Raw genomic sequence first — 16,961 nt, 5'->3', positions numbered from 1 at the left:
TGTTTAGTTGGAAGCGATTTATCGCGTCGCAGTGATCGACTTGGGCCCACGGCCCACCGCGACCACACCGGACTGCACGATCTCCCGGATGCCGAACGGTTCCAGCATGCGCAGCAGCGCGTCGAGCTTGGACCGGGTTCCGGTCGCCTCGACGGTGAGCGCGTCCGGCGAGACGTCGATCACTTTCGCCCGGAAGAGCGTAACCGCCTCGATCACCTGGGTCCGCACGCTGGCATCGGCGCGGACCTTCACCAGGATCAGTTCGCGGGCCACCGAGGTGTCGGAATCCTGCTCCACGATCTTGATGACGTTGATCAGCTTGTTGAGCTGCTTGGTGACCTGCTCGAGCGGCAGGTCCTCGACGGTGACGACGATGGTCATCCGGGAGATCTCCGGAATCTCGGTGCCGCCGACCGCAAGCGATTCGATGTTGAAGCCGCGACGGGAGAACAGCGCCGCGACTCGCGCCAGCACGCCCGGCTTGTCCTCGACAAGCACGCTCAGCGTGTGCGTGGTGCTCATGCCTCCACCTCGCTAGCGCTCGGCTCCGGCACGAGCACGCTCGTAGCTGTGTCTTTTGTTCGCTCGCTGCGCTCGCTCATGCCTCGTTCACCTTGTTCTTCTCGTGCGACATCGCCTCGTGGATGACGGCCGGCTCGGAAGCCTGCTCGTCGTCGTCGAACAGCGGGCGGATGCCGTGGGCGGCCATGATCTCGTCGTTGCTGGTGCCCGCGGCGACCATCGGCCACACCTGGGCGTCCTTGCCGACGATGAAGTCGATCACCACGGGACGGTCGTTGATGGCCTGCGCCTGGCGGATCGCGTCCTCCACGTCCTCCTCGCGCTCGACCCGGATGCCGACGCAGCCGAGGGCCTCGGCGAGCTTCACGAAGTCGGGGATGCGCAAGGTGTGCGTGCCGAGATCGGTGTTGGAGTAGCGCTCCTGGTAGAACAGCGTCTGCCACTGGCGGACCATGCCCAGGTTGCCGTTGTTGATCAGCGCGACCTTGATCGGCACGCCCTCGACGGCACAGGTGGCCAGCTCCTGATTGGTCATCTGGAAGCAGCCGTCACCGTCGACCGCCCACACCTCTTTGTCCGGCATGCCCATCTTGGCGCCCATGGCCGCCGGAACGGCGTAACCCATGGTGCCGAGACCGCCGGAATTCAGCCAGGTGCGCGGCTTTTCGTACTTGATGAACTGCGCGGCCCACATCTGGTGCTGGCCGACGCCGGCACAGTAGATGGCGTCGGGTCCGGCCAGGCGGCCGAGCGCGTCGATGACGAATTCGGGCGAGAGCGAGCCGTCGCTGGGCGCGGTCCAGCCGAGCGGGTAGCTCTTGCGGACGCCGTCCAGATACTTCCACCAGTCGGTGAGGTCGAGCAGCGGGGACTTGGCCGCGGGATCGGCCTTGAGGGTCTCGATCAGTTCGACGATCACCTCGCGGCAGTCGCCGACGATCGGCACGTCCGCGTGCCGGTTCTTGCCGATCTCGGCCGGGTCGATGTCGGCGTGGATCACCCGGGCGTCCGGCGCGAACGAGTCGAGCTGGCCGGTCACCCGGTCGTCGAAGCGCGCGCCGAGGGTGATCAGCAGGTCCGAACGTTGCAGGGCGGCAACCGCGCCCACGGTGCCGTGCATGCCGGGCATGCCCATGTTGAGCTGGTGGCTGTCCGGGAACGCGCCGCGCGCCATCAGCGTGGTGACCACCGGGATGCCGGTCATCTCGGCCAGCTCGAGCAGCTCGGCCGAGGCGTCCGCCTTGATCACGCCGCCGCCGACGTAGAGCACCGGCGACTTGGCTTCCAAGATCATCCGCGCGGCCTCGCGCACCTGCTTGCCGTGCGGCTTGGTCACCGGACGGTAGCCGGGCAGGCGCATCTCCGGCGGCCAGCTGAAGGTCGTCTGCATCTGCAGCACGTCCTTCGGGATGTCGACCAGCACCGCGCCCGGACGACCGCTCGAGGCCAGGTAGAACGCCTCGGCGATGATGCGCGGGATGTCCACGCCCTCGGTGATGAGGAAGTTGTGCTTGGTGATCGGCATGGTGATGCCGGAGATGTCGGCCTCTTGGAAGGCGTCCGTGCCGATCAGGCCGCGGCCGACCTGGCCGGTGAGCGCGACGATCGGCACCGAATCCATCTGCGCGTCGGCGATCGGCGTGACCAGGTTGGTCGCGCCCGGACCCGAGGTCGCCATGCAGACGCCGACCTTGCCGGTGGCCTGGGCATAGCCGGTCGCGGCGTGACCCGCGCCCTGCTCGTGCCGGACCAGCACGTGCCGCACCTTGGTCGAGTCGAACAGCGGGTCGTACACCGGGAGAATCGCGCCACCGGGAATGCCGAATACGGTGTCGACGCCGAGCTCCTCGAGCGTGCGGACGACCGACTGCGCGCCGGTGACCCGCTCGGGCGGGAGCTGGCGGCGGTTGGCCGACGTCGTCGAACTGCCAGCGGGCGCGCTCGGCTGATTAGCCGAGGGCGCTGGCCTGCGGGCCGAGGGCCCGGGCCGTGCGGTTGGTGCACTCACCGTCTTCGTTCCTAACTGCTTGTCGTTCTGACCCCGGATTTGTGTCTGACATGCGGTGTCTTGCGACTCGCCCTGCCGGACATACCGTCCGAACACAAAAAAGCCCCCGACAGCGCATGGCTGTTCGAGGGTGGCGCGTCGCAACGCGAGCTGACGTATTCGACTCAGATAGTCAGGCTCAACGCTGGACGCGCCGGCCGATTACGAGAAGCTCGTTTCGATTCACGCGCATGACGGTATGTGTGCGTGAGCCGAAGAGTCAAACAGGTCCCATTATGTGGGATAGTGCGGCTGTTTGGTCCTTCACCAGGGATGCGAGGATGGTGGTGTGTCATCACCGCATCAGTCCGTGCCACCGGCTAAATCGTCCCACACCGCCACCGAGGGATCGGATACGGGTGGCGGCTCGGCTGCCACTGTGATCCGCATCCCACGCCTGGCCTTCCTAGGCGTGTTCATCCTGTTCATGTGCGTGTTCTTCATGTTCGTTGGCTGGCCGATCGGGCTGTGGTGGTTGCTGCTGATCCCCGTGGCGGTGACCGTGTGGGTGCTGCGGACGCAGACCACGGTCTCCGAATCCGGGCTGGATTTGCGGACGGTTTTCGGGTCGCGGCACCTCGACTGGTCTCAGCTGAAGGGGGTGCGTATCCCGAAACGTGGATACGTGCGAGCGGATCTGGTCGACGGCACCGAGATGAAATTGCCCGCGGTGAGTTACGACCGGGTGCGGGATCTCGCGCTCGCGTCGCAGGGTCGGATCCCGGATCCGTACGCGGTGCCGCCGGCCGCGCCGAAGGCGGAGGAAGCCGCTGATCCCGTCACCGACGAGGCGGCAGACACCCCCGACCACCCTGCCGACGAAGGCAAGGGTCCCGGCCGCTCCGAGTAGATCGCCGCACACCTCCTGATTTCCCGCACAGGCAATCGCATGCGATTCGGTATGCGGGAAATCACCAGGTGTGCGGGAGCGCGCGCCGCGGCGATGACACCGCGACGAGCGCGAGCAGGAACAATCGCCGACGGTAGGATGTTGTCGGCGAAGCAGTGCCCGTGTCGGGAGGACCGATCTCCGGCTCGCACACCGCTGCCCGACGGGCCGGCAACTCCGGCGAACCGTCAGCGTCGACGACCACCATTCGCGGCGACACCAGCACGGACTGACACCGAGAACGGATCGGGACGACGGCCACGAGCCGCCCTGACCGGCAGGTAGGCCGAACCCACGCGGGAGTACCGTGGAACGGCCGCCGAGCTAACTCTGCGCAGTCGCACCCCAGCCCCCGCGACCCAGATCGAGGACCATCAATGCCACCGCTTCGTTCACGCACCACCACCGTCGGCCGCAATGCCGCAGGCGCCCGCGCACTCTGGCGCGCCACCGGCATGACCGACTCCGACTTCGGCAAGCCGATCGTCGCCATCTCGAACTCCTACACCCAGTTCGTGCCGGGCCACGTGCACTTGAAGAACGTCGGCGAGATCGTGGCCGAGGCGGTGCGCACCGCGGGCGGCGTGCCCCGCGAGTTCCACACCATTGCCGTGGACGACGGCATCGCGATGGGCCACGGCGGCATGCTCTATTCGCTGCCGTCGCGCGAAATCATCGCCGACTCGGTGGAATACATGGTGAACGCGCACACCGCCGACGCGCTGGTGTGCATCTCCAACTGCGACAAGATCACCCCGGGCATGCTCAATGCCGCTATGCGACTGAACATTCCGACCGTGTTCGTTTCCGGCGGGCCGATGGAGGCCGGCAAGGCCGTGGTCGTCGGCGGGGTCGCGCAGGCGCCGACCGACCTGATCACCGCGATCTCCGCGAGCGCGAATCAGGCTGTGTCCGAGGACGGTTTGAGCGAGGTCGAGCGGTCCGCCTGTCCGACCTGCGGGTCGTGCTCGGGCATGTTCACCGCGAACTCGATGAACTGCCTCACCGAGGCGCTCGGACTCGCGTTGCCGGGCAACGGATCCACCCTGGCCACCCATGCCGCGCGCCGGTCGCTGTTCGAGCGGGCGGGCACCGTGGTGGTCGACATCGCCAACCGCTGGTACCGCGAGGACGACGCGTCCGTGCTGCCCCGGAATGTGGCCAACGCCAAGGCTTTCCGCAATGCGATGGCGCTGGACGTGGCGATGGGCGGCTCGACCAACACCGTGCTGCACACCCTCGCCGCCGCGCAGGAGGGTGAGGTCGACTTCGACCTGCACACCATCGAGGAGACCAGCCGCCGGGTGCCCACCCTGTCCAAGGTGTCGCCGAACTCCGACTACCACATGGAAGACGTGCACCGGGCCGGCGGCATCCCCGCCATCCTCGGCGAGCTGCGTCGCGCGGGCCTGCTGGAAACCGACGTGAGCACCGTGCACACGCGCAGCTTCGACGAGTGGCTCGACACCTGGGATATCCGCTCCGGCAAGGCTTCCGAGGAGGCGATCGAGCTGTTCCATGCCGCGCCGGGCGGCGTGCGCACGATCGAGCCGTTCTCCACCGAGAACCGCTGGTCCTCGCTCGACACCGACGCGGCCGGCGGCTGCATTCGCGACTACGAGCACGCCTACACCCGCGAGGGCGGGCTGGTCGTGTTGCGCGGCAACATCGCTCCGGACGGCGCGGTGCTCAAGACCGCGGGCATCGACGAAGAGCTGTTCACCTTCCAGGGACCCGCGCTCGTCGTGGAATCCCAGGAGGAGGCGGTGTCGGCCATCCTCGGCAAGAAGATCAAGGCGGGCGACGTGCTCGTCGTCCGCTACGAAGGTCCCGCGGGCGGGCCGGGCATGCAGGAGATGTTGCACCCCACCGCCTTCCTGAAGGGCGCGGGCCTCGGCAAGCAGTGCGCGCTGATCACCGACGGCCGCTTCTCCGGCGGCACCTCGGGCTTGTCCATCGGCCACATCTCCCCCGAGGCGGCCAGCGGCGGCACCATCGGCCTGATCGAAACCGGCGACCAGATCCGCATCGACGTCAGCACCCGCGCGCTCGAGGTCCTCGTCGACGACGCCGTCCTCGCCGAGCGTCGCGCCAAAATGGAAGCCGCGGAACGCCCTTGGCAGCCGGTCAACCGCGACCGCACCGTCACCACCGCCCTGCGCGCCTACGCCGCCCTGGCCACGTCCGCAGACAAGGGCGCCGTGCGCCACGTCCCGTAACCACCAGCACCCCAACCACCTTCCGGCGCTCCTCCCCGAGGAGCGCCGGATTGCGTTCTCCCCCAGCCCAACCGCCCAACAGGACATATCCCCGACTCCCCACTCGGCATTCGCCCCAACGATGTCCCGTTGGACACTCCAACCCGCCGCAATGTGCTGGCAATCGGGACGTGACAGCGCACTCATTCGACAAGCGCCGCAACCACGTCCCACTCGAAACAACGCACCACACCGACGGGACATGACGGCACTGCTACTCGATATGCGCCTCCGTCATGTCCCGCTTGATGGCAGCCACGTGCCGCTGTTTAGCGGGTGGGACGCGACCGGCCGGGTCGACTCGATATGCGCCATCATGCTGCGTGAACGACAGACAGCGGCTACTCGTTAAGGCCGCAGCCACATCCCGCTCGACGCAGTGGATAGTGCCGAACGGGACACCAGAGCGCGGTCACTCGACAAATGCCACGGCTATGCCCCACTAGGCACAATGCACCACGCCGAACGGGACAAGGCAGCAGGGATACTCGACTTTCGCCACGATCAAGTCCCACTCGATGAGCAGCCGTGTTCCGCTGCTTGGCGAATGGGACTTGGTGGTGGGGCACTCGATGGGCGGTGTCATCAGGTGGGCACTGGGGGGCAGATAGACGAATGGCGCCCCTCGAAAGATTGAGGGGCGCCGGGGGTTTGGGGTGGGGCGGGTTAGTCGAAGGGGCCGATGCCGGTGAAGGGGTTGCCGCCGTGGAGGTACCAGTAGGTGGCTACGGCAGCGGCTACGGCCAGGAGCAGGACGACGAAGGAGCCGGCGAAGGGGCGGGTGGCCCAGCCGCGGTTGCGGTCGAAGGCCCAGCGGCCGGGGCCGGTGAGGATGATGACGGCGGCGGTGCCGGCCAGGATGCTCTCGAGTTCGACGCCGGTGGGGACGGCGGCCTTGAACTGGAAGCCAGGGATCATGCCCTGCTTCCAGGCCCAGGCGTCCAGGATGACCGCGAGCACCGCGCCGGCGGCGAACGGGGTGGCCAGGCCGAGCACGAGCAGTGCGCCGCCGCCGACCTCGCCGATGGTGACCAGGATGGCCGCCAGCGTCGGGTGATCCCAGCCGCCGTTCTCCATCATGTCCCGGGTGCCGTCGAGGCCGGGGCCGTTGAACCAGCCGGTCAGCTTCTGCAAGCCGTGGTAGATGAACACGCCGCCGACGATCAGGCGCAGCAGGAACAGGCCGAAATCCAGTGTGCCGCGGCGGTTGTCGCCGTTGCGGCGGCGCAGCCGACCGGTGTCGGTGGGCGCGTTCGCGGCGGGCGGGATGCTGGCGTAGGCGTAGGCGGGCGGTGCTTCCGGCGAGGTGCCGCTCGCGCCGACCGACGGGACCTGCGGGTCCAAGCCGAGCTCGTCGTCCGTGCGCGGCACGTCCTTGGTCAGCTTGGGGAACTGCTCGGTCGGCGAATCGAACGGAGAACTCACGCCTCGACCGGTGGACGACACCGCCGACTGCTCGGCCGTGGACGGCACGGAACGCTGGGCCGCCGAGGGATCGGATGTGTCTTTCGGCTTCTCGGTCACGGCCAATACCCTATGCTGCGCCGCCGCACGGCGGGCCCCTAACACCACGGCGTGGTGGTCGGCATTTAAGACATGTGCGTCCCATCGGTGGGCCGGAGGGGCGGGGACGGAGGGTTTTCCGTAACGTCTGAGCTATGAGGTTGGTTGTCGTTGGTCGCGTTGCGGCGAGCTTGGCGCTCGGGTCCGTGCTGGTGACCGGATGCGCGCGGTTCGATGATTCGGCGTCGAGCCCGTTCACGCCGGAACCGACGCTGCACGGAGCGAACATCGACCCGAACAAACCGTCGCAGCCACCGACGTCGACCACCCGGCCCAGCGGTCCGTGCATCGACCCGGACCCGGCGGTGGTGGCGACCTGCCTGGACACCACGGGCGGGCTGGTCGCGCTCGGCGACGGCGCGCTGGTCGCCGAGCGCCGCACCGGACGCATCCTGAAGGTGGCCCCGGATACGCCGCCGAGCGAGTTCGCCCGGGTGGACGTGGACGGCTCCAGCGACGGCGGGCTCAGCGACCTCGCGCTCTCCCCGACCTTCCAGGAGGACGGGCTGATCTACGCCTACATCACCACCCCCAGCGACAACCGGGTGGTCCGCATCGCCCCCGGCGGCGGCGCGCCCAAGGACATCCTGACCGGAATCCCGAAGGGGCCCAGCGGAAACCACGGGGCCATCGACTTCGCCACGCCGACCCAGATGCTGGTGCTGACCGGCGACTCCGGCAATCCCGGCGCCGCGAGTTCCCCGTCGTCGCTGGCGGGCAAGCTGCTGCGGGTGAACTCCCCCGCGCCGGGCGCCACCGCCGAGGTCGCGGTGTCGGGCATCGGCGTCGCGGGTGACGTCTGCCGGGACAGCAAGGACAGCGTCTGGATCACCGACCGCACGGCGGTCGAGGACCGGTTGCAGCGGCTCGGCGCCGACGGCGTGGTCACCACCGCGTGGACCTGGCCGGACCGCCCCGGCGTCGCGGGCTGCGCGGCCGCGACCGACGGCGTCGCCATCTCGCTCACCAAGGCCAAGGCGCTCGCCATCGCGGCGGCCGACGCGACCACGCACGCGGTCACCTCGGCCCCGACGCTGATCGCGCAGGACAAATACGGCCAGCTCGGCGGCGCCGCGGTGGGCGCGGACGGCGCGATCTGGGTGGGCACGGTCAACAAGACCGACGGCCAGCCGACGCCGAACGACGATCGGGTAGTGCGCATTCCGCCGCCGCAGGCCGGTGGTAACGGCCCGGACTAGACACCGGGTAAACGAAAGGGCCGACTCCGCGGAGTCGGCCCTTTGCGTTATCGGTTGTGCGCGAACAGGTTCGGACTCAGCTGCAAGCGGCCAGCACGAGCTCACGGACGCGGGCCGCATCGGCCTGACCGCGGGTCGCCTTCATGACGTCGCCGACGATCTTGCCCGCGGCCTGCACCTTGCCGGAGCGGATCTTCTCGGCGATGTCCGGGTTGGCGGCAAGCGCCTTCTCGACCTCGGACTGCAACGCGCTGTCGTCGCTGACCATGCCGAGCCCCTTGGACTCGACGATCTGCGCGGGCTCGCCCTCGCCGGCCAGCACGAAGTCGACGACCTGCTTGGCGACCTTGTTGTTCACCGTCTTCGCCTCGACCAGGTTGATCACCGCGGCCACCTGGGCCGGGGTGATCGGCAGGTCCTCGAGCGCAACCTCGCGCTCCTTGGCCTTTTCGGTGAGGTAGGCGACCCACCAGGAGCGGGCCTCGTTGGCCGGGGCGCCCGCGTCGACGGTGGCGATGATCAGGTCCAGCGCGCCTGCGTTCACCAGGTCGCGCATCACCTCGTCGGACAGGTCCCAGTCGGTCTGGATGCGGGCCCGGCGCAGCCACGGGTACTCGGGGATGGTGCCGCGCAGCTGCTCGACCCAGTCCGCGTCCGGCGCAACGGGTTCCAGGTCCGGCTCGGGGAAGTAGCGGTAGTCCTCGGAGGTTTCCTTGATCCGGCCGGACGAGGTGCTGCCGTCGGTCTCGTGGAAGTGCCTGGTCTCCTGGACGATGGTGCCGCCGTCGGCGAGCACGGCGCCCTGGCGGCGCATCTCGTAGCGGACGGCGATCTCGATGCTCTTGAGCGAGTTCACGTTCTTGGTCTCGGTGCGGGTGCCGAATTCCTTGGCGCCGATCTCCATCAGCGACACGTTGGCGTCACAGCGCAGCGAACCCTGCTCCATCTTGACGTCGGACACGTTGAGCGACTCGAGCACCTCGCGCAGCGCGGTCACGTACGCGCGGGCCACCTCGGGCGCGCGGTCGCCCGCGCCGGTGATCGGCTTGGTGACGATCTCGACCAGCGGCACGCCGGCCCGGTTGTAGTCGAGCAGCGAGTGGCTGGCGCCGTGGATGCGACCGGTGGCGCCGCCGACATGGGTGGACTTGCCGGTGTCCTCTTCCATGTGCGCGCGCTCGATCTCCACCCGGAAGGTGCTGCCGTCGTCGAGCAGCACATCGAGGTGACCCTCGGTGGCGATCGGCTCGTCGTACTGGCTGATCTGGTAGTTCTTCGGCTGGTCCGGGTAGAAGTAGTTCTTCCGGGCGAAGCGTCCCCACGGGGTGATCGAACAGTTCAGCGCCAGCCCGATCCGGATCGCCGACTCCACACCCTTCTCGTTGACCACCGGCAGCGCGCCGGGCAGACCGAGGCAGACCGGGCACACCTGGGTGTTCGGCTCCGCACCGAATTCGGTCGGGCAGCCACAGAACATCTTGGTCGCGGTGTTCAGCTCGACGTGGACCTCCAGGCCGAGCACCGGCTCGAAGCGGGCGATGACGTCCGAGTAGTCCATCAAGTCGAGTGTGGGTGTGCTCATGCCTGCGCCTCGCTAACGCTCGGCTCCGCCATGACCCCACAAGTGGCTGTGCCTAATTTCCGCTCGCTGCGCTCGCTCATGCGGAACATTCTATGTAAAGCCCGGGACGACGACGCACGGGCTCCTCGGCACTTATTTCGGCTGGATGCGCTGGGTCAACCAGCCCGTGACGAAGGTGAGGACCTCCGGCGAGATGGTCGTCTCGATGGTGGCGTACTCGGTGGGCAGGCCGGTCTCGGTCGGTTGCATGAGGTGGTTCAGACCGGGGAAGACGTGCACGGTCGCATCCGGATCGGCGGCGAGGCCGGCGCGCATGGGCTGTTCGCTCTGGCCGGGCGGCACCTGGAGATCGTTGCCGCCGTAGAACGCGAGCACGGGAATGCGCAGGGCGTTCAGCGCCGGCGCCGGATCGTAGGCGACGAGGGCGGCCAGGTACGGCGTGATCCCCGCGGTGACCTCGGCCTCCGGGGCCCGCTGGTCGGCGGGCTTGGCCGCGTTCTGTTTGCGCACGAGTTCCTTCGCACCCGCCACGTCGCCCACCTTCAACAGGGCGGCCAGCTCAGCGGTTTCGCGCACCTGGTTGTCCACCACATCGGCGGGGGCGCCGTTGGCGGCGGTGATCAATCGGGTCTGCTCGACGAGCACATCGGAGCCGGGCACCCCCGGCCCGGCCATCAGGATGGCGAACGCGACGCCGCTGTCCGGCCGCGCGGCCACCAGCGGCGCGAGGTAGCCGCCTTCGCTGTGGCCGAACAGGCCGACGCGCGCCGGATCGATGTCCGGGCGTCCGCGCAGGAATCCGACGCCGGCCGCCGCGTCGTTGGCCAGGTCGGTGTAGTTCGCGTCGTCCAGCTTGCCGCCGGTGCCGCCGATGCCGCGGTCATCGGTGCGCAGGACGGCGTAGCCCGCCCGGGTCAGCGTGTCCGCGACCAGCAGGAAAGGCTTGTGGCCGAACAGTTCTTCGTCGCGATCCTGCGGACCGCTGCCGGTGATCAGCAGGACCGCGGGGAACGGGCCGTTGCCTTCGGGTTTGGTGAGCGTGCCCGCGATGGTGATATCGCCGCTGCGGTAGGTGACGTCCTCGGCCTTGTACGGGAACGGCGCCTTCGGTTCCTGCGGGCGGTTCAGCGGGGCGACCTTGCCGCGCTCCAGCGACAACTTGAAAGTTGTTCCACCCTGGACGAAGTCACCCGCGATGCGGTCGGCGCCCTGGTCGTAGGTGCCCTGGAATTTCGGGTCGCCGGGGACGTCGGCGAGCGCGAAGGACACTCCGTCGCGGCTGGACCGCACGTCTTTCAGCTGCTTGTTCGCCACCCCCTGCAACGGGATGTCGACGGTGGCCGTGTCCTTACCGGTGAACGTCACCCCGACCGCGATCGGCTGACCGGGAATCTCGATCACCCCGTGCCAATCGCCGGTCGTCGGTTCCGGCGGATTCGAGTCCGACGAGCAACCCGCGACCAGAACACCGACAACGAACAGAACCAACGCGATCAGTCGCCCAGTGCGCATGCACCAACACTACCGACCGCCGGTGACAACCCTGGTCCGTTCGGCAGGCCAGACCCGGGCCAGCGCCAACAGCTGCCGCAATTCGGTGTCGAAGTCCTGGGCGGCTGGAAACGGTTGCGGCACAGCCCCCGAGCTGAGCGGCAAGACGCCCGCCCGTCTCGATCGGGCGGCCTCGGCCAGGCGGCACGCGTAGTCCCGCAGCTGGGCCTCGGATCCGTCCGGATGCCCTGTCGGCCACTCGGTGCGGGCAGGCACGGCGGCCAGGTAGGGACCGAGATGCAGTAGCGCGTCCCGGATCTCGACGGTCATCCGCAGCAGGCGGGCGGTCGTGTCGCGCCGAGCCGGCCGGTCACCGGGAGACATCACGATCTCCGGAACGGCCGCGGTGACGTCGCGCCACAGTGGTCGCAACCGGCGGCAGACTCGTCCGTCCCGATCCAGTCCGGCGTGCTCGAGCAAGTGCCCGACCACCGGCGCCGCGACGAGCGTGGTGGCGAAGAAACCGATACTGGTGCAGGCCATTTCAACCCGCACGAGATGCGGATAGCGCAGCTGCCATCCCCCGAACACCTCGCCCGTGACGAGCGCGACATCGGCATAGAAGGGCACGACGGACAGCAGCATCAGCACACACAGCGCCCGGATCAGCGGCCGGTGGTTCGCCGCGCGCAGCTCGTGAACGCACAACCGGGTGAACACCAGCATGGAGGCGACCAACGGCAGACTGTTCGCGGTCCAGAAAACCAGCCCGCCCCAATTCAGGTTGTGCTCGACCAGCCGCCCGGCACTCCCGGCGAACGGACCGGCGAGCATGATCACCACCGTCGAGAGCACGGCGACCGCACAGTAGATCCGCTGGCGGCGCCAGGTCGCCGCCGATTCGGTGCCGTCCTCCCACAGCCGGACCAGACCGTAGAGGTACATGACGATCATCGCGATGCAGCCCAGCGCAAGCTGATTCGTCACGCTGCGCACGCTCGCGATCGGCGTGCACCGATACAGCACCAGGCAGATCAGAAACCACAGCAGCATCCGATTGGCCAGCTGATCGAAGGTCGTTTCCCTGGTGAAGAGCAGCCGGCCGACCCCGATCAGGGCGGTGTAGCCGATCACCGTCCAGCCGACGGCATCGGAGATCGGCGATATCAACGATGCTCCCCTGCTGGCCGACCGGTCCGTGCGCGGCGAGTCCCCGGCTAGTGGGCTCGCCCGGAATCGGTCATTCGCCCCGTGCGTACCGGACCGAGGCGGCGACGGATTCCAGGTCGATGTTCAAGCTCGGATCGCGGTCTTGCGCCTCGCGGAATTCGAGCATGACGTCGTCGAAGGTGCTGCGGCGCGCGGAGGTGATCAGGGCCTGGCGGACGTAGTCGCTCAGCGGTTGGCCGGCGGCGTAGGCGCGGCGGCCGAAGACGGCGAGGGCGTCGGCGGGCAGATCGTAGATGTCGAACAGGGCGACGGCGGCCGCGTCGATCTCCGGGATCAGTTCGCGGCCTTCGGACTCCAGGAATTCCACGATCGTGTCGTCGGCGCTGCGCCGGCGGGCCAGCGCGATCAGTTCCTCGCGCACGTAGCCGAGCAGCGGGAGTCCGGCGGCGCGGGCCCGACGGCGGAGCACGACGACGTCGGCGTGCGGCAGGTCGTTCACGTGTAAGTCGGCCATGACCGCCAGCGTAACCCGGCGGCCACGATCGCACCGCCGGGGCTGCGCTGATCGGCTGTGGCCCTGGCCAATTCGGCGATCAGCCGAAGAATGCCTCGGCCTCGCGGTAGCGCTCGTCCGGCACCCGCTTGAGCTGCTTGGTGGCCTCGGCCAGCGGGACCAGGTCGATATTGCTGCCGTGCAACGCGACCATCTGGCCGAATTGCCCGGCATGCACCGCTTCGGCGGCGTGCAGGCCGAATCGGGTGGCCAGCACGCGGTCGTACGGGGTCGGGCTGCCGCCGCGCTGCACGTGGCCGAGCACAGTGGTACGGACCTCTTTGCCGATGCGGCGTTCGATCTCCGCACCGAGCTGCTGGGCGACGCCGGTGAATCGCTCGTGACCGAATTCGTCGATCCCGCCCTCGCGCAACGCGAAATCGGATTCCTCCGCCGGATGCGAACCCTCGGCGACCACGCAGATGAAGTGCTTGTCGCCGCGCTGGAAGCGGCGCTTGATCATCGCGCACACCTCGTCTACGTCGAACGGCACCTCGGGCACCAGGGTCAGGTGCGCGCCGGCCGCCATGCCCGCGTTCACCGCGATCCAGCCCGCGTGCCGTCCCATCACCTCGACCAGCATCACGCGCTGGTGCGATTCCGCGGTGGTGTGCAGCCGGTCGATCGCCTCGCTGGCGATGCTCAACGCGGTGTCGTGGCCGAAAGTGACGTCGGTGCAGTCGATGTCGTTGTCGATGGTCTTCGGCACGCCGACCACCGGCACGCCCTCGTCGGACAGCCAGCTGGCCGCGGTGAGTGTGCCCTCGCCGCCGATCGGGATGAGCGCGTCGATGCCGTTGTCGTCCAGGGTCCGTTTGATCCGGCCGAGCCCGGCGCGCAGCACGTCCGGGTTGGTCCGGGCGGTGCCGAGGATGGTGCCGCCCTTGGTGAGCAGCCGGTCGGTGCGGTCGTCATTGTGGATCTGGATCTTTCGATCCTCCAATAACCCGCGCCAACCGTCCTCGAACCCGACGATCGCGTCGCCGTAACGGCCGTTCGCGGTGCGAACGACAGCACGGATGACCGCGTTCAGTCCAGGGCAGTCTCCGCCTCCGGTCAAGACTCCGATGCGCATGGCCGCTATCTTGCCCCGCCGGGCCCCGCTCGGCAGGACGACCCCCGCGAAGCCTGAGTAATCGGCCATCAGTAGATGTACACAATCGCGCGCTCGCCGCCGTTGCAGGTGACCAGACCGTCCCGGGTGACGCATTCCATGGTGTAGTTCTGCTGGGTCGCCGGGCTGAACGCGATGACCTGCCGGGTGCCGTCGGCGTCGGAGCCCTCGCTGTAGGCCTTACGGAGCTCCTCGGCGAAGTCGCAGGTGGTGAACACGTTGCCGATGGCGGAGTAGGTGAAGCGGCCCGCGGGTGGATATTTGGTCGCACATCCCTTGGCGTTGTCCGGCACCGGCGCGAGGGTCGGGACGGCCGGGCCGGGGAAGATCGCGTCGCGCTTCAGCCAGCCGATGGCGCCGGCGAGCGCGAGCACGACGAGCAGCGCGCCGGCCACCTTGAACCACTTGCCCCCGGACCGGCTTTTCGCCGGACTCGGCGTCTCCGGCTCGTCAGCTCCGGCCGGTGCTGCTACGGCCGGTTTGGGGCCGGTGTCCGGGCGACCCTGGTTCGCTTCCTGGACTCGATGCGGTTCCCGTCGAACAACCTCGCCACGCCTCGGTTCCGGCGGTCGCACGATCCGGTTGGCCCCTGGTTGACTCGGCGAGAGCGGCCGTGGAATCGAGTCGGTCGGAAGGGAATTCGCGATGGCCGGCCGCGATCCGACATTCGGGAACTCCACCGTGGGCGGCGCCTTCGGCCGCACCAATCCCATTCGGTCGGTGGGCAACTCGGTCACCGCGACGACCGCGCGTCCGGTCAGCGCCGACTTCGCCGCCGATGCCAGCCCGCCCGCGGTCGAGTAACGATCGGTCGGCCGCTTGGCCATGCCGCGCGCGACCACCTCGTCCAATGCCGCCGGAATGCCGGGCCGGACGGTGCTCGGCCGCGGTGGCGGCATCGAAAGATGCGAGCGGATCAGCACACTCATCTCGTTGGCCTGGAAAGGCTGTGTGCCGGTGAGGCATTCGAACAGGACGCAGGCGAGCGAGTAGACGTCGGCGGTGCCGGTGATCGGTCCGTTCTCGAAGCGTTCCGGCGCGATGTAGCTGTAGGAGCCGACCGCGGCGGCGCCGGTGCCGGTCATGTCGGGATCCTTGGCCGACCTGGCGATGCCGAAGTCGGCCAGGTAGGCGAAGTCCGAGGCGGTGACGAGGATGTTGGCGGGCTTGACGTCGCGGTGCACCAGTCCCTCCGCGTGCGCGGCGTCCAGCGCGGCGCCGATCTGCTCGATGATGCCGATCGCGCGGGCCGGGGTCAGCGGTCCCTCGCCGCGCAGCACCGAGCGCAGATCGTGGCCGCGGACCAGGCGCATGTCGATGTAGAGCACGCCGTCGATCTCGCCCCAGTCGTGGATCGGGATGACGTGCGGTTCGCCTACCCGCGCGGCCGCCTGCGATTCGCGGCGGAATCGCTGCTGGTACATCGGGTCTTTGGCGAGCGCGGTCGGCAGCAGTTTGACCGCGACGACCCGGTCCTTCACCGTGTCGTAGGCCTCGTAGACCTCGCCCATGCCACCGCGGCCCAGCAGCGAGCGCAGCTCGTAAGGACCGAATCGAGTCCCGATCCTCGTCCGCGGTCCGTCCACCCCGTCACCTCCACTCACGTGCGCGACCCGGCGCACCATCGGCCCTGCGGCCTACTTCCGTACGTCGGGATTCTCAGGGGTACCCGTTACCCGGTCAAGTTCGGCGGATCAGGCGGCGCAGCGACCGCCGGCCAGCTCGTTGAGGTGCTGGGAGATAACCGTGGAGAGCTTGTCCAGCATGGTCATCCCGTCGGAGAACGCGCCGGAATCCGGTTGCGCGGCGAACGCGACGGCGAGCTGTCCGCTCGGGGTCGAGATCAGCCCGAACTGCCGGACCAGGTACGCGCCCGAGGCGTCCGGACCCCAGCCACCCTTGAACTCGGCGCCGTTGAACGCGCCCAGACCCCAGCGCTGAGCCGCCTGGATCTGTTCCATCAGGTTGATCACCGGCGCGGACTGCGGCAGGCAGGGCAGTCGCGAGGCGAACCGGACCTGGTCGGCGAGTGACCAATCCGCCTGACCGAAGGCCGAGTTCTCCGGCCTGGACCGGGTGGCGGGCACCGTGGTCTTGGCGTCGCCGCCCTCCCGCAGTACCGACTGGACCGCCTGCGCCGCTTCCTGATTGGTGCCCAGCGATTGCCACAGCGTGTCGGCGGCGGCGTTGTCGGACGCGGTGATCGCGGCCGACGCGGCATAGCTCGGGCTGCCGCCGGAGAGCCGCAGCGCGGCAATCGTCAACGGCACCTTCATAGTCGACCAGGCGGGACCGGTGGTCCAGTCGCCGAAGCTGACCACCTGGTCGCCGCCGACCGGCATGATCGCCAGGCCGAGATGTCCGCGGGTACTCGCCTGAAGCTCGGCGACGCCTGCGGCGAGCGTGCCGGGAACCGTGATGGACAAGCCTTTTTGGTCCGCATGCGACGCGGCCGCGGTAATGCTCGTCTCCTGCGCGTCCGAACCGTCGCCGCCGGATCCGCATCCGGCCACCAGGAATACAGCTAATACCGCGCAGCCCAATGCTTTTCGCACACGAGCCACCCGGGGTCG

13 protein-coding genes are annotated in these 16,961 nt (G+C 68.5%); 3 read left to right on the top strand and 10 right to left on the bottom strand.

Going from position 1 to position 16,961, the window contains the following annotated elements; all coding sequences use genetic code 11:
- Positions 1-18: 18 nt before the first annotated feature.
- Together ilvN and F3087_RS29980 are read right to left on the bottom strand one after the other, a co-directional pair.
- Positions 19-522, bottom strand: a complete 504-nt coding sequence (gene ilvN, locus F3087_RS29985; RefSeq protein ID WP_150405443.1) for an acetolactate synthase small subunit — start codon at positions 520-522, stop codon at positions 19-21.
- 76 nt (positions 523-598) lie between these two features.
- Positions 599-2,530 (bottom strand): acetolactate synthase large subunit, encoded by a 1,932-nt coding sequence (locus tag F3087_RS29980; RefSeq protein ID WP_150405442.1) that lies wholly within the window; start codon positions 2,528-2,530, stop codon positions 599-601.
- Positions 2,531-2,948: 418 nt separating this feature from the next.
- Here F3087_RS29980 and F3087_RS29975 point away from each other — a divergent pair, with 418 nt between their 5' ends.
- Both F3087_RS29975 and ilvD read left to right on the top strand, forming a co-directional pair.
- A complete protein-coding gene (locus F3087_RS29975) occupies positions 2,949-3,419 on the top strand; it encodes a PH domain-containing protein (RefSeq protein WP_191094209.1) in 471 nt (156 codons plus the stop codon).
- A gap of 416 nt (positions 3,420-3,835) precedes the next feature.
- Complete coding sequence (ilvD, locus tag F3087_RS29970) at positions 3,836-5,677, top strand: dihydroxy-acid dehydratase (protein ID WP_150405441.1); 1,842 nt, start codon at positions 3,836-3,838, stop codon at positions 5,675-5,677.
- Between the two features lie 705 nt (positions 5,678-6,382).
- On the opposite strand, the gene F3087_RS29965 is transcribed toward ilvD, so the two are convergent.
- The gene (locus tag F3087_RS29965; RefSeq protein WP_150405440.1) at positions 6,383-7,240 is read right to left on the bottom strand and encodes a DoxX family protein; all 858 of its coding nucleotides are present in this window, start codon (positions 7,238-7,240) and stop codon (positions 6,383-6,385) included.
- Positions 7,241-7,374: 134 nt separating this feature from the next.
- Between F3087_RS29965 and F3087_RS29960 the strand changes: the two genes are divergently transcribed.
- Positions 7,375-8,478: a PQQ-dependent sugar dehydrogenase gene (locus tag F3087_RS29960; RefSeq protein WP_150405439.1), complete on the top strand. Its 1,104-nt coding sequence runs from the start codon at positions 7,375-7,377 to the stop codon at positions 8,476-8,478.
- Between the two features lie 76 nt (positions 8,479-8,554).
- On the opposite strand, the gene gatB is transcribed toward F3087_RS29960, so the two are convergent.
- The 7 genes from gatB to F3087_RS29925 all read right to left on the bottom strand — a co-directional run bounded on the left by gatB (position 8,555) and on the right by F3087_RS29925 (position 16,943).
- Complete coding sequence (gene gatB, locus F3087_RS29955) at positions 8,555-10,060, bottom strand: Asp-tRNA(Asn)/Glu-tRNA(Gln) amidotransferase subunit GatB (protein ID WP_150405438.1); 1,506 nt, start codon at positions 10,058-10,060, stop codon at positions 8,555-8,557.
- A 132-nt stretch (positions 10,061-10,192) separates the two neighbouring features.
- Entirely contained in the window at positions 10,193-11,572 is a 1,380-nt protein-coding gene (locus F3087_RS29950; protein ID WP_150405437.1) for an alpha/beta hydrolase family protein, read from the bottom strand.
- A gap of 9 nt (positions 11,573-11,581) precedes the next feature.
- Positions 11,582-12,721, bottom strand: a complete 1,140-nt coding sequence (locus F3087_RS29945) for an MAB_1171c family putative transporter (protein ID WP_150405436.1) — start codon at positions 12,719-12,721, stop codon at positions 11,582-11,584.
- Between the two features lie 70 nt (positions 12,722-12,791).
- On the bottom strand, positions 12,792-13,235 hold the full coding sequence (locus tag F3087_RS29940; RefSeq protein ID WP_150405435.1) for a hypothetical protein: 444 nt from the start codon (positions 13,233-13,235) through the stop codon (positions 12,792-12,794).
- Positions 13,236-13,314: 79 nt separating this feature from the next.
- A complete protein-coding gene (locus F3087_RS29935; RefSeq protein ID WP_150405434.1) occupies positions 13,315-14,349 on the bottom strand; it encodes an ATP-dependent 6-phosphofructokinase in 1,035 nt (344 codons plus the stop codon).
- A gap of 68 nt (positions 14,350-14,417) precedes the next feature.
- A complete protein-coding gene (locus tag F3087_RS29930; RefSeq protein ID WP_223885451.1) occupies positions 14,418-15,974 on the bottom strand; it encodes a serine/threonine-protein kinase in 1,557 nt (518 codons plus the stop codon).
- A gap of 108 nt (positions 15,975-16,082) precedes the next feature.
- Entirely contained in the window at positions 16,083-16,943 is an 861-nt protein-coding gene (locus tag F3087_RS29925) for a class A beta-lactamase-related serine hydrolase (protein WP_223885450.1), read from the bottom strand.
- Positions 16,944-16,961: the final 18 nt, after the last annotated feature.

This window comes from Nocardia colli (genome assembly GCF_008704205.1).
In the GTDB taxonomy this organism is placed as follows: Bacteria; Actinomycetota; Actinomycetes; order Mycobacteriales; family Mycobacteriaceae; genus Nocardia; species Nocardia colli.
Note: the sequence above shows the minus strand (reverse complement) of the source record. Positions and strands in the feature narration are given on the sequence as shown.